The organism is Micromonospora sp. LH3U1 (assembly GCF_028475105.1).
GTDB lineage: Bacteria > Actinomycetota > Actinomycetes > Mycobacteriales > Micromonosporaceae > Micromonospora.
Genome location: NZ_CP116936.1, coordinates 4,684,734 through 4,702,304 on the forward strand (window position 1 = coordinate 4,684,734; position 17,571 = coordinate 4,702,304).

Annotated in this window: 13 protein-coding genes; 8 read left to right on the plus strand and 5 right to left on the minus strand. The window is 68.6% G+C overall.

Annotation, left to right across the window (positions count from 1 at the left end):
- Positions 1-84 precede the first annotated feature (84 nt).
- The 3 genes from PCA76_RS21325 to PCA76_RS21335 all read left to right on the plus strand — a co-directional run bounded on the left by PCA76_RS21325 (position 85) and on the right by PCA76_RS21335 (position 3,404).
- Positions 85-663: a TetR/AcrR family transcriptional regulator gene (locus PCA76_RS21325; RefSeq protein WP_272612252.1), complete on the plus strand. Its 579-nt coding sequence runs from the start codon at positions 85-87 to the stop codon at positions 661-663.
- Between the two features lie 145 nt (positions 664-808).
- On the plus strand, positions 809-1,288 hold the full coding sequence (locus tag PCA76_RS21330; RefSeq protein WP_272612253.1) for a hypothetical protein: 480 nt from the start codon (positions 809-811) through the stop codon (positions 1,286-1,288).
- A 124-nt stretch (positions 1,289-1,412) separates the two neighbouring features.
- Positions 1,413-3,404: an acyl-CoA dehydrogenase family protein gene (locus PCA76_RS21335; RefSeq protein WP_272612254.1), complete on the plus strand. Its 1,992-nt coding sequence runs from the start codon at positions 1,413-1,415 to the stop codon at positions 3,402-3,404.
- Positions 3,405-3,415: 11 nt separating this feature from the next.
- Here PCA76_RS21335 and PCA76_RS21340 read toward each other — a convergent pair whose 3' ends face one another.
- Genes PCA76_RS21340 through PCA76_RS21355 form a run of 4 tightly spaced genes read right to left on the minus strand, consistent with a single transcriptional unit; the run spans position 3,416 to position 8,944 of the window.
- Positions 3,416-5,740, minus strand: coding sequence for a beta-glucosidase family protein (locus tag PCA76_RS21340; RefSeq protein ID WP_272612255.1), 2,325 nt, complete (start codon positions 5,738-5,740; stop codon positions 3,416-3,418).
- Positions 5,741-5,778: 38 nt separating this feature from the next.
- Entirely contained in the window at positions 5,779-6,645 is an 867-nt protein-coding gene (locus tag PCA76_RS21345) for a carbohydrate ABC transporter permease (protein ID WP_272612256.1), read from the minus strand.
- Entirely contained in the window at positions 6,642-7,640 is a 999-nt protein-coding gene (locus PCA76_RS21350; protein ID WP_272612257.1) for a carbohydrate ABC transporter permease, read from the minus strand. Before PCA76_RS21350 ends, PCA76_RS21345 begins: the two co-directional genes overlap by 4 nt.
- Positions 7,637-8,944 carry an ABC transporter substrate-binding protein gene (locus PCA76_RS21355; protein ID WP_272612258.1) on the minus strand — a complete coding sequence of 436 codons (1,308 nt, stop codon included), beginning with the start codon at positions 8,942-8,944 and terminating at the stop codon, positions 7,637-7,639. The genes PCA76_RS21350 and PCA76_RS21355 overlap by 4 nt, the downstream gene beginning before the upstream one ends.
- Before the next feature lie 139 nt (positions 8,945-9,083).
- Here PCA76_RS21355 and PCA76_RS21360 point away from each other — a divergent pair, with 139 nt between their 5' ends.
- Complete coding sequence (locus tag PCA76_RS21360) at positions 9,084-10,088, plus strand: LacI family DNA-binding transcriptional regulator (protein WP_272612260.1); 1,005 nt, start codon at positions 9,084-9,086, stop codon at positions 10,086-10,088.
- A gap of 268 nt (positions 10,089-10,356) precedes the next feature.
- On the opposite strand, the gene PCA76_RS21365 is transcribed toward PCA76_RS21360, so the two are convergent.
- Positions 10,357-10,764 carry a nitroreductase family deazaflavin-dependent oxidoreductase gene (locus PCA76_RS21365; protein WP_272612261.1) on the minus strand — a complete coding sequence of 136 codons (408 nt, stop codon included), beginning with the start codon at positions 10,762-10,764 and terminating at the stop codon, positions 10,357-10,359.
- A gap of 257 nt (positions 10,765-11,021) precedes the next feature.
- Between PCA76_RS21365 and PCA76_RS21370 the strand changes: the two genes are divergently transcribed.
- From PCA76_RS21370 to PCA76_RS21385, 4 genes are all read left to right on the plus strand, one after another.
- Positions 11,022-11,933, plus strand: a complete 912-nt coding sequence (locus PCA76_RS21370) for a GNAT family N-acetyltransferase (RefSeq protein ID WP_272612262.1) — start codon at positions 11,022-11,024, stop codon at positions 11,931-11,933.
- A 76-nt stretch (positions 11,934-12,009) separates the two neighbouring features.
- Positions 12,010-12,321 (plus strand): hypothetical protein, encoded by a 312-nt coding sequence (locus PCA76_RS21375; protein ID WP_272612264.1) that lies wholly within the window; start codon positions 12,010-12,012, stop codon positions 12,319-12,321.
- Positions 12,322-13,121: 800 nt separating this feature from the next.
- On the plus strand, positions 13,122-15,215 hold the full coding sequence (locus PCA76_RS21380) for a hypothetical protein (protein WP_272612266.1): 2,094 nt from the start codon (positions 13,122-13,124) through the stop codon (positions 15,213-15,215).
- Between the two features lie 10 nt (positions 15,216-15,225).
- Entirely contained in the window at positions 15,226-17,487 is a 2,262-nt protein-coding gene (locus tag PCA76_RS21385) for a hypothetical protein (RefSeq protein ID WP_272612267.1), read from the plus strand.
- Positions 17,488-17,571: the final 84 nt, after the last annotated feature.

The following is a 17,571-nucleotide window of genomic DNA, read 5'->3' on the forward strand; positions in this document are numbered from 1 at the left end:
AGATACTATCCGGTATTCGGATTCCTCCGAGTATCCTGATACTCGCCAAGATGTCAAGCTAACGAATATGCGAGGATCAAGGTCATGGCGCCACGACTGACCCGTACGCAGCAACAGCAGCGAACACGCCAACTCCTGATCAACGCGGCGGAGCGGCTGTTCGCCGAACGTGGAATCCACCAGACCTCACTCGACGACGTGGCCGCCGAGGCAGGGCTGACCAAGGGTGCGATCTATGCGAACTTCGACGGCAAGAGCGGGCTCGTGGACGCGATCCTGGCCGGTCGCAACGCCGACGGCCACGAGCCCGCCGCCGGGTCCGCGAGCGACGTGCTGCACCGGCTAGGCGAGAGCTTCGGGTCCAACATCCTGCTGCCCGAGCATCGCCGGTTCGCCATGGCCTTCCTCGAGTTCTGGCTGTACAGCATGCGGAACCCGACCTCCGGCGACACCGTTGCCCAATGGCTGCGCAGCGCGCGCGAGGCCAACCTCAAGCAGATAGCCGAGCAGACCGACGGCGAACCAGCAATGCCCCCCGAACAGCTGGCCGCCCTGCTCGTGGCCCTGGAGATCGGCGTGGGCCTGCAGCACCTCATCGACCCCGAGAACGTGCCGGCCGACCTGTACGCCGCCGGCCTGGCGGCGATCGCAAAGCCGAAATGAAAGATGATCCCGTCGGCGACGGACCGCTTGTAGCGGCACCCTGGGGCTTCTTGCCATCGTCTACGGCCTCACCGTCGCTGGCGAGCAGTCGTGGCAGAAACCGACCGCCCTGCTCTGCCTGCTGGCTGGTGCCGTACTCCTGGTCGTGTTCTGGGCCGTGGAGAAGCGCGTAAAGGAGCCGTTGGTTCCGTTCAGTGTCCTGACACGTCGCTCCGTCGGGTGGGGCAACTTCGCCGGCCTGATCGCCTTCGTCACCGAGACGTCGCTGGCGTTCCTCCTGGTTGCCACCCTTATCGCCGGCGTGGCCAACCTGGTCGCCATCGTCGGCTTCATGGTCACCGTGACCCCTGGCGTGCCGGACCAGGAACAAGGGCTCGCGACTGGACTGGCGACGATGAGCCAGCAGGTCGGCATCACCATGGATATCCCCATCATGTCGGCGATCGTCACCGCCACGGTCCACGCCGATGCAGGTCAGCCTTCGACCGGCATCCTGACCGGGCTCACCGCAGCGACCGGTGTGAACGCGGTCCTCTGCCACCTCACCGCGTTCCTCGCGCACACCTTCCTGCGCAAGCCGGGTACCTCCAACTACACGATCGAGCTTGCCGAGGTCGTCGCGTGAGGTGGGAGAGTTCGTCGATGGTGTCCCGTCTCACCATGATCTCGCTCGCCAGGTCACCGCAGCCCCCCGGTACCCTTGATCGGGTACAGACTGTACCCATATGTCCGCTAGCCGAGGGGTGACCATGCACGATCACGCGTCCGGCCACATCGACCTCGCTCGCCTGCGGGAAGTGCTCGACGGACCGTGGGCCGAGGTCCGCAACGCGCACCGGGAGCACCTCGACGCGCGCTTCCTCCCGGTGTACGGCGAGACCGGTGACCAGGCACGTGCGCGGATCTCCCGGCTGCTCACGGAACTCCCCGTCGAACTGGGGATCGCGTCGGCCTTCCCCACCGAGTACGGCGGCAGCTCCGACATCGGCGGGTCGATCATCGCCAGCGAGATGCTGGCGCAGGTCGACCTGTCGCTGATGGTCAAGGCGGGCGTGCAGTGGGGCCTGTTCGGCGGCGCCGTCCAAGCCCTCGGCACCCGGCGACACCACGACGCCTATCTGCGGGACATCATCTCGGGCTCGATCTTCGGCTGCTTCGCGATGACCGAGACCGGCCACGGCTCCGACGTCCAGCAACTGCGCACCACCTGCACGTACGACCCGCAGACGCAGACCTTCGACCTGCACACCCCGCACGAGGCGGCACGCAAGGACTACATCGGCAACGCCGCCCGGGACGGACGCATGGCGGTCGTCTTCGCGCAGCTGATCACCGACGGGCGACGACACGGCGTACACGCGTGGCTGGTCCCGATCCGCGACGCGCAGGGCAACCCGCTGCCCGGCGTGACCATCGGCGACGCCGGACCCAAGGCTGGCCTGCTCGGCGTGGACAACGGACGGCTCAGCTTCGACCACGTGCAGGTGCCCCGCGACATGCTGCTGGACCGTTACGGTCAGGTCGCCGAGGACGGCACGTACTCCAGTCCGATCGAGAACGACTCGAAGCGCTTCTTCACCATGCTCGGCACCCTGGTCCGCGGTCGGGTGAGCGTGGGCGGCGCCGCGTCTGCGGCCACCAAGTCGGCACTGACCATCGCGGTGCGCTACGGCGACATCCGCCGCCAGTTCGACACACCCGATGCGGACCGGGAGGTGCTGATCAACGACTACCTGGCCCACCAGCGCAAGCTGCTTCCAGCGCTGGCCACCACGTACGCGCTGCACTTCGCCCAGACCGAGCTGGTCACCGCGCTGAATGAGGTGCAGGGCGGCGACGGGCCGGTCGACGAGCACCGGCAGCGGGAGCTGGAGTCCCGGGCCGCCGGTCTCAAGGCCGCGCAGACCTGGCACGCGACCCGCACCATCCAGATGTGCCGCGAGGCGTGCGGCGGCGCCGGCTACCTGGCGGAAAACCGGCTACCCAGTCTCAAGGCCGACACCGACGTCTTCACCACGTTCGAGGGCGACAACACGGTGCTGCTGCAGCTGGTGGCCAAGGGGCTGCTCACCGGCTACCGCGACGAGTTCGGCTCGTTGGACGGCTGGGGGCGCGCCTCTTTCGTCGCCGAGCAGGTCCGCGAAATGATGCTTGAGCGCACTGCCGCGCGGTCGGTCATCGAACGGCTGATCGGCGCCGTGCCCGGCCGCGACGAGGAGGTCGCCGTCACCGACCGCGGCTGGCAGCTGAAGGTGTTCGAGGACCGCGAGCGGCATCTCCTCGACGGCGCGGTCCGTCGCCTTCGCAACGGCGCGGCCACCAAGAAGGACCATCCCTTCGACATCTTCAACGACGTTCAGGACCACGTCCTGGCCGTCGCCGCCGCGCACATCGACCGGGTCACCCTGGAGGCGTTCGTCGCTGGCATCGAGGGCACCGCAGACCCGGCGGTCCAGGCGCTTTTCTCCCGCGTCTGTGACCTGTACGCGCTCAGCGTCATCGAGGCGAACAAGGGGTGGTTCCTGGAGCACGGTCGGCTCACGCCGGCCCGCTCGAAGGCGATCACCGGCGTGGTGAACGGATTGCTCAAAGAGCTGCGCCCGCACATGCGAACGCTCGTGGACGGTTTCGCCATCCCGGACACGTGGCTGCACTGCGCCATCCTGCGCGAGGAACCCGGCAGGCAGGAAACCATGTCCGCCCATGACGCCGCCAATGGTCCGCAGGCAGTCCCGGCGTAGGCAGGCCGGTTTCAGCGGATGTCGGCGGTGGTCCAGCGTGGGGAAGCGTTGGTGACCGGGACGGTGTCACCGACCAGCGTGGTCGCCGCCTGCGTGTCCCGCTGCACGCTGGTGCCGACCCAGAGTTCGACGTCGCCGGGCTCCACGACGCGGGTGAACGTGCGGTCGGAGAAGGCCAGGCGGGTGGTGGGGACCGTCAGCTCGACCGTGACGGACCGGCCCGGTTCCAGGTGGACTCGCCGGTAGCCGAGCAGCTGCGCGACCGGCCGGGTCACCGAGGCCACCAGGTCGCGACCATAGAGCTGGACCACGTCGTCGCCAGCGACCGCGCCGGTGTTCGTCACCCGCACCGTCACGACTACCGCACCGTCGGTGGGCACAGTGGTGGGCACGATGAGGTCGCTGTGCGCGAATGTCGTGTAGGACAGTCCGTGGCCGAACGGCGCCACGGGCGTCGCCGGCAGGTTGGTCACCTCGTTGCCCTCACCAAGGGTGGGGTGCAGGTAGGAGTACGGCTGTGCGCCGGCCGGCCCGGGCAAGGTGACCGGCAGCTTGCCCGACGGGTTGACCCGCCCGGAGAGCACCCCCGCGATCGCCCCGGCGCCCTCCTCGCCTGGGAAAAACGCCTGCACCACCGCCGCGCAGCGCGAAAGTGCCCAGCCGACCGCGTACGGCCGGCCGGTGACCAGCACGAGGACAACCGGTGTGCCGGTTGCCATCACCGCCTCGACCAGCTCGCGCTGGACGCCGGGCAGCTCCAGGTCGTCCCGGTCGCAGCCTTCGCCGACCGTGCCGCGTCCGAAGAGGCCGGCGTGGTCACCAACGACCAGGACGGCGACATCCGCGGCGGCGGCCGTGTCGACAGCCTCGTCGAAGCCGGATCGGTCGTCGGTGTCCACGTCGCAGCCGCGTGCCCAGGTGACGAGATCGCCGCCGAACTCGACCCGCATGGCGTCGAGCACGGTCGGCACCTCGATACCGGTCTCCACGCCGGGATGCTGGACGAGGACGTGGTTGAGGAACGAGTAGCACCCGAAGAGCGCGCCCTGCCGGTCGGCGTTCGGACCGATGAGGGCGACCCGTCGCCCCGCCGGCAGCGGCAGCGCGTCCCGGTTGGCGACCAGTACGATCGATTCCTCGGCGAGCCGACGGGCGATCGACCGGTGCTCGGGCGAGTCGAGGTCGATCGCCTGGGGCGGCTCCTCGGTGAAGGTCGCGTCGAGCAGACCCAGGTCCTGCTTCTGGCGCAGCACCCGCAGCACCGCGCGGTCGATGAGCGCCTCGTCGAGCTTGCCCGCCCGCACGGACTCCCGCAGGGTCAGATAGGCGTCGCCGGTCGGCAGTTCGACGTCGACACCGGCGGTCAGCGCCTGTCCGGCCGCCTCCGCGTGATCACTCGCCACGTGGTGCAGCAGGTTCAGGAACGCGACCCCGTAGTAGTCGGCCACGACCGTGCCGTCGAAGCCCCACTGGTCGCGCAGGACGCCGGTCAGCATCGTCGGGTCGGCGGCGACGGGCACCCCATCGATCTCGGCGTACGAATGCATGACACTGCGTGCGTCGCCGTCGATGATCGCCATCTCGAACGGGAGGAGCAGCACGTCGGCCAGTTCCCGGCGGCCGACGTGCACCGGGCCGAAGTTGCGCCCGGCGCGCGAGGCGGAGTAGCCGGCGAAGTGCTTGAGGGTGGCGTGCACCCCCTGCGACTGCAGGCCGCGCACATACGACGTGCCGATGGTGCCGACCAGGTACGGGTCTTCGGAGATGCACTCGTCCACCCGACCCCACCGTGGGTCACGGATCACGTCGAGCACCGGGGAGAGCCCCTGGTGGATGCCTAGGGCCCGCATCGAGGCGCCGATCGCCGCGGCCATCTCGGTGACCAGTTCGGGGTCGAACGCGGCACCCCAGGCCAGCGGGGTGGGGAAGGTGGCCGCCTTCCACGCCGACAGCCCGGTGAGGCACTCCTCGTGGACGATCGCCGGGATGCCGAGCCGGGTCCCCGTGACCAGGTCTCGCTGGAACTTCCACAACCAGGACGCGCGGGCCGCCGCGTCCAGGGGACGGGTGCCATAGGCGCGGGTGAGGTGACCGAGCCCGTGCCGGGAGAAGTCTTCGAGCTTGACGGCGTCGCCAAACTCCCCCTGCAGCGGTGCGACCGCCTCGCCGTCCTCCTTTTCCCAGAAGCCGACGAGCTGGGCGATCTTCTCCTCGATCGTCATCCGGCCGAGCAGATCGCACAGGCGTGCCGCGCGGTCGTGCCCATCCGGTCGGCCGTGGTCCGGACCTGCCTGAGCCGGCGCCGGTCCGTCCACCACCGCGTGGACCTCAGTCATGCTGTGCCTTCCTCTGGTTGTACCCGTACCGCTGCCGCTCAGCCCTTGACCGCACCCTGCAGGCCACCGACGATCTGCTTCTCCGCGAGCGTGAAGAAGAGCAGTGCCGGCAGCATCGCCAGCGAGGTGAAGGCGAGGACGCCTGCCGTGTCGGTGGTGTACTGGCTGGAGAAGTTCTGCACCCCCAGCGGCAGGGTGTGCAGGTTGACGTCGCTGAGGACGAGCAGCGGCAGCAGGAACGAGTTCCAACTCGCCACGAACGCCAGGACGCCAACGGTGACGAGCGCGGGCCGCGACAGCGGCATCGCGATGCGCCAAAGGAAACCGAGCCGACTCGCACCGTCGATGGCGGCAGCGTCCTCCAACTCTTTCGGGATGGCCGACAGGAAGGGACGCAGGATCACGATCGTCAGTGGCAGTGAGAAGGCGACCTGCGGGAGGATCACCGCGTAGTAGGAGTTGATCAGGTTCAGGTCACGCAGCATGAGGTAGAGCGGCAGGATCGCCGCCCCGGCCGGAAACAGCAGGCCGAGCGTGAAGAAGGTGTAGAGCCCTTCCCGCCCCCGGAAGGTGTAGCGAGCGAGCACGAACGCGGCGGCCATCCCGAGCACGACGACGGCGAGCGTGGTGCCGAGGGCGATGATCGCGCTGTTGAACGCCTGCTGCCAGAAGTTGCTCTGGGTCAGCACCCTGGCGTAGTTGTCCCAGACCAACGGGTCGGGCAGGCCGGCCGGGTCCGCGACGATCTGCGGGGTGGTGCGGAAACCGCCGACGACCACGTAGATGACCGGGGCGATCGACACGGCTGCGACCGCGAGCGCGATCGCGTAGGTGAGCGGCGTGCCCCAGGAGACCGGACGGCGCCCAGTGGACGGGGAGAGAACGGAATTCGCGACCATCGTCACTTCGCCCTTCCGGTGATGGCGCCCTCGATGTCGCGTCGGAGCAGGAACCGCTGGAACAGCAGCGCCGCCACGAAGGAGATGACGAACAGGATCACTGCCACAGCGTTGCCGTAGCCCCACAACCGGGCGAAGAACCCGTTGTCCACCATGTAGGTCGCCATGGTGGCCGATGCGCCGAGCGACCGCACCGCGGGCACCGAGGTCACCCAGATCATGTCGAAGACCTGCAGTGAGCCGATCACGGACAGGAACATCCAGATTCGGATCGTCGGGCCGAGCAGCGGGATCGTGATGTGCCGTTGGATCTGCCACCAGCTCGCGCCGTCGATGGCGGCCGCCTCTGTCAGCTCGTCGGGCACGTTGGACAGCCCGGCGAGTAGCAGGATGATGGCAAAGCCGACGTACTTCCAGGTGAGGACGGCCAGCAGGGTCCAGATGACCACATCCAGGTCCGCGAGCCAGGGTTGCACCAGACCGCCCAGTCCCAGTGACCGCAGCAGCGCGTCGACCGTGCCGTCGCCGGTCAGGAGCAGCTTCCACATGATGCCGACGGTGACCTCGGCGAGCACGTACGGCACGAACACCAGCAGGCGGAACACGGCGCGACCACGGAAGCGACGGTTGAGCAGCAGGGCGATGCCCAGGGCGATCGGGCCCTGGATCAGCAGCGACCCGAACACGATGATGGCGTTGTTGCGCAACGCGTCGAGGAAGATCGGATCCTGGAAGGCGAGGGTGTAGTTCCTCAGACCGACGAACTCGGTGGGAGGTCCGACACCGCGCCACCGGAACAGGCTGTAGTAGACCGCGAAGCCCATCGGCACCAGCACGAACATCACGTAGATGGCGACGGCCGGCGTGGTGAGCCCGACAATCTCGTACCACTTGCGGCGGGTCTCGGCTCGACGGGCGGACGCGCGCTCGGCCGTTTGGGAGCCCGCCGGCGACGCGGAAGCGCCGCCGGCGGGCATACGGATCTGGTTGGCGGAGGTCACTTGCTTGCGGCCGCCTTCATCGCCGAGACGACCTTCTCAGGCGTCCCGTTGCCGGCGAAGATGGCAACGATCGCGTCGTTCATCGCGTTGCCGACGGTGCTGCCGTAAGCCGTGTCCAGCCAGAGCTGGACGTAGCTCGCCCCGGAGGTGGCCTCCAGGATGGACTTCAGTGCGGGGTCTTTCACACCGGCGTCCGCGCCCTTGGCGACAGGCAGGCCGGTGCCGGTCTCGGCGTAGCCCTTCTGCACCTCGGGACTCACGATGTACTTGAGGAACTCGACGCACTCGGCCGGGGCATTCTTGGAACAGGAGAACCCGTCGCCACCGCCGAGGGCCGCCTTGGGGTCACCCGGGGAACCGGAGATTGCCGGCACCGGGAACCAGCCGAGGAACGTCGCGAGCTTCGCCGTGTCCGTGGCGACGGTGTCCAGCGTGCCGCGGTTCCAGTCACCCATGAGTTCCATCGCGGCCTTGCCGTTGGCGAGCATGCCGTTGGCGCTGGTCGGGTCGTTCTGGCCCGGCGTGGCGATGAAGTTGGGCTGGAACGGCTTGGTGTCGATGAAAGCCTTCAGGTCCTGGCCAGCCTTCACAAAGCACGGATCGTCGAAGACCCTGTCCGTGGACGCCTTCTTCAGGGTGTCGACCGAGCAGGCGCGCAGCGCGAGGTTGTACCACCAGTGCGCGGCCGGCCACTTGTCACCGGCGCCCACGGCGATCGGGACGACGTTGATCGCCTTGAGCTTGGTGACCGCGGCGTTGAGCTCCTCGAAGGTGGCCGGCGGAGCCGCGATGCCCGCCCTGGCGAACATTTCCTTGTTGTACCAGATGCCCTCGATGCCCATCCGGAACGGCAGACCGTACTGCTTGCCGTTCACCTGCCAGATCTCCGCGGCGCTGCCGATGTTGGCGACCTCGGTCTTGACCTGGCCGGTGATCTCCTTGAGGTAGTCGGCCTCCACCTGCTCGCGCATCTCGCCGCCGCCCCAGGCCTGGAAGATGTCCGGCGGGTCGTTGCTCAGCAGCGCGGCGGGGAGCCGGGTGCGCTGGAGCTGGTTGGTCTCGATCGCCTCGATCTCGATCTTGACGGTGGGGTGGAGCGCGGAGAAGTCCTTGGCGACCTTCTCCCAGTAGGTCTTGCCGGGCCCGTCCTGTGATCCGTTGTGCCACCAGGTCAGGGTCACCGGGTTCTTGTACAGCTCGCTCTGAGGGGACGCCTCGTCGCCGCCGCTGTTGCACCCGGCGACAACGAGAACACTTGTCATTAGCAGTGCCAGCACGGCACACGCACGGCGCTTCGTCGCCATCGATGTCTCCTCGACTAGTCAGTCGCGGTACTCGGCCTGCGGCGAAGTTTTACAGTCACGTAACTTGATGTCAATCGGTATCGATAACGTTTTCGAACCGCTCGTGACGCGGCCCGGCCGCGGCCCTATCATCATCGGCGTGGTGTTCCAGCAGCGCGTCAAGATGTCGGATGTCGCACGTGCGGCCGGCGTCTCGGTCGCGACCGTGTCGAAGGTCGTCAATGGCCGGTACGGCGTGGCCCAGGCAACCGTGGAGCGCGTCCAGCAGGTCATCCGCGAGCTCGGCTACGAGGCGAGCCTGGGAGCGCAGAGCCTGCGCAGCCACCGCACCAACGTGCTCGGAATCCTGGTCGCCGAGTTCGAGCCGTTCTCGACCGAGCTGCTCAAGGGGGCGTCCCAGGAGGTCGCGGGCAGCGGATACCAGCTGCTGGCCTACTGCAGCGGCGACGGCGAGGGCGCCGCCGTGGGGTGGGAGCGGCGCTCGCTCGCCCGCCTCTCCGGCACTCTCATCGACGGGGCCGTGATCGTCACGCCAACCGTGGTCGAGACCGAGCACAGCTTCCACGTCGTGGCCGTCGACCCACACACCGGGCCGTCCGACCTGCCCACCGTCGATTCGGACAACTTCGCCGGCGCCGTGCTGGCGACCAACTATCTGCTGTCCCTCGGCCACCGGCGGATCGGGCACATCAGTGGACGCGCCGACCTGAAGTCGGCGCGGCTGCGCGAGGCCGGCTTCCGCAAGGCGATGGCCGACGCCGCCGTACCGGTGGACGAGCAGCTCGTCCGCGTCGGCGGGTTCCGGATCGAGAGCGCCGCCAGCACGGCCGCGGAGCTTCTCGCCCTCCCCGAGCGGCCGAGCGCGATCTTCGCGGGTAACGACCTCTCGGCGATATCCACGATGGATGTGGCCCGCGACATGGGCCTCTCGGTGCCCGACGACCTGTCGGTGATCGGCTTCGACAACGTACCGGAGTCGGCGCTGGTGGATCCGCCGCTGACGACCATCATGCAGCCGCTGCAGCAGATGGGCGCCGAGGCATTGCGCCTGCTCATCGACCTGATCGACGGCGTCGAACGCGACACCCACATCCGGTTGCCCACCGAGCTTGTCATCCGTTCTTCCTGCCGCCCACACCACTGATGCCCCCACCCGGACAACCGCACGATCCGCGACGCCTCCCCGCTGCCGCGCAGCCCGCGGGCTGCGCGCTGTCAGGCACGACGAGCAGATTCCGGCCAGGGCGGCGGGCGGGATGAGTCCGCCCGTTACGGTTCCTGGCAGTCGATTTAGATCGTTTGCGCAGGTGGGTGTTGGACGGCACGTTCGAGCGGATGCTTGCCGACGTCCAGGCTGACGCCGCCGAGGCGGCCGACCACCAACGTTCGACAAGCAGCTCTACCGTCTCTGCCTACGGCGCAGGTTCCAGCACGACGACGGGGATCTGGCGGGTGGTCTTTCGCTCGTAGTCGGCGAAGCCCGGATACGCGGCCTTCTGCGCGCTCCAGATCCGTTCCCGCTCGTCCCCGGCGGCAACCCTGGCGACCAACTCGACCTTGTCCGTACCGATCTCCGCATCGGCCTGCGGGTGAGCGAGCAGGTTGTAGTACCAGTCGGGATTGGTGGGCGCACCGCCCTTGGACGCGAACACTGCGTAGCCGCCGTCCACCTTCTGGTACATCATCGGGTTCACGCGAGGCTGGCCGCTCCTGGCGCCGATCGTGTGCAACAGCAGCAGCGGCGCGCCAGCGAACTGACCGCCGACCTGCCCACCGTTGGCGCGAAACTCAACGATGATCTTGTCGTTCCAGTCGCTCATGCCCTCTCCCCGCCTCCGCGAACCGACTCCTCAAACACGATTCTGACAGTCCCGGCCGGGGCGTGACACAGCGACCACGCACCAACGAGTCCGGCGGCGACAATGCGTAGCGCTCGGTTCGCGGCAGGTGCGGAGGTCGAAGGCTGCGGCGTTTGGCTTCCGTACGGCCGAAGATGCCGGCTGGATCAGCGCCTGCAGGTCCTCGGCCGTGCAGAATTCCCGTGTGGATATGGCACGGCGATGGCTAGCGTACGGAGATGAGCACTATCCCGATGGCCGGACTGCGGCTGCGGTTCTTCACCGATCCGGGTGAGTTCCTGGCCGCCGCGGGTGACTACCTGGGCGCCGATCCGGTCGTCTGCACGGTCGTGACCACCGTCGCGCACCGGCTGTTGTCGCAGCGGGCCGAGGGGATCTCGCAGCCCGACCGCAACTGGTGGCTGGTGGTCAGCGACGACTCCGGCGCCGTGGTCGGTGCCGGAATGCGCACCGCGCCGTATGCCCCCTACCCGCCATTCCTGCTGCCCATGCCCGACGAGGCGGCCGTTGCACTGGCCCACGCATTGCACGAGCGCGAGGAGGAGGTACTCGCGGTCAACGGGGCCCTGCCTGCCGTTGAACTGTCCGCCGCCGAGCTGACCCGGCTCGGCGGGGGTCGAGTCCAGGTCACCCAGCACACGCGGCTGCACGAGCTTGGTGAGCTGGCGTGGCCGCCACCTGTGTCTGGCGGCTTGGTGGTCGCGACCCAGGACGACGTGGGACTGGTCATGGAGTGGTTCGCCGCCTTCATGGGCGATGCCGACGAACAGGCGGGTCGCCCGCGCGGTACCAGTGCGCACGAATTGCCCGACCGCGCCGAGATGCTGCGCCGGCTCCAAGCCGGACGGCTGTGGCTCTGGGTCGACGAGACTGGGCAGCCGGTGCATTTCACCGGTGCCAACCCGCCGTCGTTCGGGGTGGCCCGCGTGGGCCCGGTGTACACGCCGCCGGCCCAGCGCGGGCGTGGTTGGGCCAGCAACGCGGTCGCCGAGGTTTCCCGGCGGATCCAGGCCGAGGGCGCGCGGGTCTGCCTGTTCACCGACCAAGCCAACCCGACCTCGAACAAGATCTACGCCGCCCTCGGCTACCGGCCGGTCGTCGACATGGCCAACCTTGTCATCGTCCGCTGACGCCGAATGCATCGCGGCAGAAGAGCGCACGCCGCCAGGAGCACGGAGAGCCTTGGTTGCGCACCGCTGATTAGATGTGCTGATGGATCCGTGGGAAGCAACCTTGCTCGTCATCGCCACGATCGGGTCGGTCGGGGTTGCGGTCGGAGCCTGGTTCCAGGAGAAGCGCAGCTCGGCGACCCAACTCGCGGCCGTCCAGCGGAAGCTCGATCTGGTGATGGATCACCTCGGCATCGCCGAGCCCGTGGAACCAGAAGTAGTCCGGCACCTGGAGAGCGGACGGACGATTGAGGCTGTTCGCGCCTACCGCAAGCAGACTGGCACGAGCCTGGTCGAGGCGAAGCAGGCGGTGGACCGTATCGCCGGCGGGCTCCCTCTCAAGCGGTAACGCCGCGTTCGTTCGCCAGAGTTCAACGAGGACCTTGTCGATCTACCCGGAAAGAGTTGCCTCGAGGTGGGGCGGGCGCCGGTAGCGTCGCGGCCTGACTGGCCGATCAGCGCGGCGCCCGGCGACGGACCGACCACCCCGATGGACGCAACGTACACCCGCGTACGGGCGACAGACGGGTAAACCCGAGATCGCCGTGATCGAACGCGTTCAATTCGGCAGGAGCGGACGTGACGTGGCCCGACTGGACAACCGGGAGCACATGGCTGACATCTTCGGGTTCGCCGAAGAGGCCACCACAGCGGACGCGCTGGTCGTGGAGTCGCGAGTGGGATTGGGGTCTCAGCTGAAGGACCATCTACCGGTCCGGCACGCCGGGCTACGCGACCGGCGCCAACCACGCCGGCGAGGGCGATGACGGCGGTGCTTCGACGGCGTACGGCAGAAGGGTCCGGCGTGGGCGTCGGCGGCGGATCGCCGGCCAGGTGGGACCGCAGGCGGTCGTGCCGGAAGCGATAGGCCGGACCGTCCGGGCGGTTGGTGAGTGGGCGGGGTAGAGCGGTTGCCATGTCCTACGCCGACCGCGACCTGCTCAACGTGCGGGACATTGGCTTACCCTTCAGTCCGGCCCGCACCCGACGGCCGTTCACGGGTCAACGATCCCACCCGGGTGATGATGACCGATATCGATCCACTTACGAACACCCGACAGTGCACTCCGAAGTGAATGGATGTCGGGTTCTCGACCCGGCGCTACCGCCCGAATCCCCTTGCCCGCACAGTGCACAGGGCCGGAGGAGGTGGGGAAGTTGGGGCAGCCGACGGGTGAGTCCGTCATGATCCGGGACTGGTTCAGTGTCCCGCGGGTGTCCGCCGAGAACCGGGCGGCGGTCTTCGGCGTACGTACCCAGGACCCGCGGGTGGAGTTCGTCGCGCTGACCGTACGGTACTGGATAGACGCGCACGCCACCCGCTCGATGACCCGCGACCGGGTGCTGCAGGCGATGACCGGCCGGATCTCCGCCGACAACGTCTGGGACCTGGTCGCGATGCTGGCGAGGCTTGGGCTGGCCGAGGCGTTCTTCGACCTGGCGGCCTCCGACGTCGACGCGGACGGGGCGTTCCGCCGATTCCTGCTCGGCCTCGACCCCGCGCTGCTCGACGCGATGCGCCACTACGCGGCCTGGAACGGAATCAATCCGAAGCTCTTCCTCGACGGCTTCCTGGTGGGCGTCGGGGAGTCGTTCGCGACGGTGGTGGTCGACCTCGGCAAGCTCGTGCAGCTGGTCGGTCGCCTCCAGCAGGAGCAGCTGACCACTCTGATCGTGCTCACCGTGGACCCCCGCGCCGGTCTGCAACGTCTCGCCGAGCAGGCCACCGTCGTCCGCGAGGCGCTGGCCGGCGTCGTGGCCGCGCTGGACCCGAGCACCGTGCCCGAGCGGCTGCTGGCGCTCTGGCGCGGCTGGGCGGCGGAATTCGGGCGGCACCTGGAGGAACTTGACCCGTTCGCCGCCGGCCGGCTGCTCGGCCGGATCGCCGGCGACCTGTTCCAGCTGCTGACCGGCCTGGTCCAACTGGTCCGGCTACTCGGTGGCGTGGCGGTGCGCGCCGCGATCCGGTACGTGCCGCTGCTGATCGTGGGTGCCCGGGAGGCTGCCGCCGAGGTCCGTCTGCTGACCACCCAGATCGCCGCGCTGCTCGTCGCGATCGGCCGGGCGGCACTGCTGGCCACGCCGCAGGTGGGCCTGGCCGTGCTGCGTACCCTGTTCACCCCGAAGGTGCTCGACGCGTTGTTCCGGCAGGGCCGGGCGCTGCTGGTCGACGCCGAGCTGACCCTGACCGTGTTCAACCAGGCCGCGCACGCCGAGGCGTTCGCTGGGGCGGGTGCGGGAGCCCGGCTCAGCGCGCTGATCAGCGCCGACGGCAAGCCGGTCCTGATGGCGTGCATGTCGGAGACGGTGTCGTCGACCGGTCGCTCGGCCAGCCGAGCGGAGCTGAACCAGGCGCTCGACGAGATCATCAAGCGAGTCGAGGATCTGCGTGAGCTCAAACCGCCCAAGACCCCCCGCGACATCCGGGCCGCCGCAGTGCGGGCCGCCATCGCCCGCCAGCTCGAGCAGCGCCTGACCACCGTGTTCAACCGGGCGTTGCAGACCGCCGCGTACGAGGAGTTCCGGGCGCTGCGCAAGGTTGGGCAGGCGCAACCCTGGCGGCTCGGCCAACAGGTACACCGGCGGATGGCGGCCGAAACCGCTCAGTTGGTCGCTCGCTCACCGGGGTTGCAGCCGTTCGCGGAGAAGTCGCTCGCCACGGTCGTCGAGGCGGTCCGCGCGGCCAACCCGGAGCTGGCTGCGGCCCTGCGCGGCTCCGACGCGGTACTACGGCAGACGGTCGCCCAGCTGCTGCTCGGACACCCGGACCGGGACCTGCTGCTGCGCCTCGTCGGGTTCACCCGGAGCCCGTCCGCAGCCGGCGCGGAAAAGGCGTTGGCCGCCCACCTCGCCGAGCGGTTCGGGTGGAAGGCGTCCACGACCGTCGGTGAGCTTCGCAGCGACCTGCTGTTGGTCGACTCGGAAGCGGCCCGGGTCACCAACGTGGACTGGACCGCGTCGACGAAGCTGGAGCGCTTCGAGAAGACGTGGGGCACGGTCGCCGACGACCTCGGCGAGGCGTTCGACGGTCGCTGGGAGGCGATCGCGGACGCTTACCAGCGAGCCAAGAAGGGCGGGGTGCCAGCCCAGGTCGTCACCGGCCTGGAGGAGCTGACAGCGCACGCCGTGCGGGAGACCGTCGTCCGACAGGCCGCCCTCAGCCAGTTGTTCCCCGGGTTCTTCGTCACCTCGCACGAGATGACCTACCAGGGCCTGCAAACCCTGTTCAAACTGCCACTTTAGAGGAGCACCGATGGGTACAGTCGTCGTCGCCGACGCGGACCTGGCGACGCTAGGGTTCAGCACCGCGCACTCCGACCGCTACGTCTACTCCAACTACTTCGTGCCGGTCCAGCTCACCTTCGACGACGGTGAGACTCCCCTGCTGCCGTTCTACGTCAAGCAGGCGTTGATCGAGGCGACGCGGTATGGCGGAATCTCCAATGACCGGCTGCCGCATCTGCTCAAGGAACTCGGCCTGTCGGGGCTGTGGAAGGCCAACGACATGGACGCCGCCGAGGCGGCGTTGCCGGGGCAAGACTCGGGCATGACCAACCGCGAGCCGTCGGCACGGCGCCAGACCCTCCTCGGTGACCAGGAGGCGGAGTTCATCGCCGGCCTGCTCCAGTCCGACGTGGGCATCGCGTTCCTCGACCGGACCCGGATCCGGCCGGTGGGCTTCGCGCTGGGCGAGCACGTCTACGCGCTGGCGCTGGCACCCGGCGAGGAGGCAGTGCTGGAGCAGCGCACCTACACCAAGCGTGAGCTGACCCTGGAGGAGCAGAACGAAACCGAGCAGCAGACCGACGTCGAGCTGACCAGCGCGCTCACCACGGAACTGCAGGAGGGCTTCGAGCGGCAGAAGTCGCTCACCGACACGTGGGGGCTCAACGCCAGCCACACTGGCCAGTACACCAGCCCGACCGGCGTCTGGGGCACCTTCAACGCCAGCCACACGATCGGCTACACGCGCAGCGTAACGGCGGCCAGCCAGGAGACCAGCCGCCGTGCGGTCAAGGACAGCCAGACCGCCACCTCCAAGGTCGCCGCCCGCTACCGCACCCAGCACAAGACCGACTTCAAGTTGGTCAGCGAGACCGGCATGGAGTCGACCTCGAAGCGGACCGTACGCAACCCCAACCGGGTAACGCCGATCACGCTGCACTACTTCAAGGTGCTGCAACGGCTGGAGCTGGCCCACGAACGGTACGGCGCCCGGGTGTGCTGGGCGCCGACAGTGAAGGACCCGGCGCTGGCGTTCGCCAAGAAGATCACCGACGGGCGCCAGCGGATCAGAGACAACGCTCTCGCCGCGCTGCCCACCATGCCGGTCAAGCCGGTGCGCCCGGCACCCGGCGTGCCGGCCGCCGTGGAGACTCGCACCATCTACTCCCCGGTGGTCACACTCGACAAGTGGGGCTTCACCGGCGACATGAGCGCCGACTACGACATCGACGTCGCCTTCGACAGCGGTTGGGAGTGGGACGGCGACCTTGAGACCATTCGGCAGAACCTCACCCTGATCACCCGCCGGCCGCCGTCGGGCATCGCGGCTCGGGTGGTCGGCGTTCCGGTGGTCACCGACGCCAACGGTCAGCCGGCACTGCGGGTACGCATCCACGTCGGCGCGGCCAGCTGGCTCGCCGGTCCCGGGGCCGACGTGCAACTCGCCGCCGGGTTCCGGCGTACCCCGACGATGGTCGACCAGAATGCCGACGACGCCGCGTACAACGCGCTGGTCGCGGGCTATCTGACGGACCTGCAGGCTTGGCAGGACGATCGCGACGCGGAGCTGGCGGCGGCGGCGGAGGCCGGGGACGAGTTCGAAGCGCGGTTGCGCGCGGGGTTCTCACCGGTCAACGAGATGGTCTCGCAGATCGTCGAGGCACACTTCCCGGCCAGCGTCCGGGACGAGGCATGGGAGATCGATTTCTGGCACCGTGTCTTCGACTGGGAGCGCGCCTCGTTCGTGTCGTACCCCGGCTGGTGGTCAGCCGGTGACGCCCGTGCCCCCGAGCGCGACCCGGGTGACTTCCTCAATGCCAGCTGGGCCAAGCTCTACCTCCCGGTGCGGGCCGGTATGGAGCTCGCGGCGCTGCGGTGGATCTTCGGCAAGGCCGTGGCGACCCGGCTCGCTCCGGCGGTGGAGCAGCAGTTGGCCGCCTTCGTCGACGAACTGGCCGCGTTCCGAACCAACCACCTCGGCACTGGCGACGAGATGCCCGACCTGACCAGCGAGTGCCAGGAGGTGCCGGAGCGGGTCTACTGCTTGGCCAAGTGGGCCGAGCTGATGCCCACCGACGGCACTCACCTGGAGGTCGTGCAGGGCGCGACGACGGCGGCCGATGCGGTGACCAGCAAGGAGATCACGGACGCAGAGGCTCTGCGGGCGGCGCTGCTCGACGGCGAGCTGCAGACCAACCGGCTCAAGACCAAGGCGTACGACCAGATGACCGAGGCCGCCGACGTCGACATCCACCTCGGCACGCCGGGTAACAGCAGCCCGACGGCGTGACGCAGCGGCGGTTTCCCTCTGCAGGGCACACGCCTCCTGATGGGTCGCGGCACGGTCCCGAGCCGTGCCGCGACCCGACCTGCA

Excerpts from the sequence above, each read along its gene's own strand:
- PCA76_RS21370 (WP_272612262.1), top strand. The coding sequence starts at position 11,022 with ATGAGCACTATCCCGATGGCCGGACTGCGGCTGCGGTTCTTCACCGAT.
- PCA76_RS21335 (WP_272612254.1), top strand. The coding sequence starts at position 1,413 with ATGCACGATCACGCGTCCGGCCACATCGACCTCGCTCGCCTGCGGGAA.
- PCA76_RS21365 (WP_272612261.1), bottom strand. The coding sequence starts at position 10,764 with ATGAGCGACTGGAACGACAAGATCATCGTTGAGTTTCGCGCCAACGGT.
- PCA76_RS21325 (WP_272612252.1), top strand. The coding sequence starts at position 85 with ATGGCGCCACGACTGACCCGTACGCAGCAACAGCAGCGAACACGCCAA.
- PCA76_RS21355 (WP_272612258.1), bottom strand. The coding sequence starts at position 8,944 with ATGGCGACGAAGCGCCGTGCGTGTGCCGTGCTGGCACTGCTAATGACA.
- PCA76_RS21340 (WP_272612255.1), bottom strand. The coding sequence starts at position 5,740 with ATGACTGAGGTCCACGCGGTGGTGGACGGACCGGCGCCGGCTCAGGCA.
- PCA76_RS21385 (WP_272612267.1), top strand. The coding sequence starts at position 15,226 with ATGGGTACAGTCGTCGTCGCCGACGCGGACCTGGCGACGCTAGGGTTC.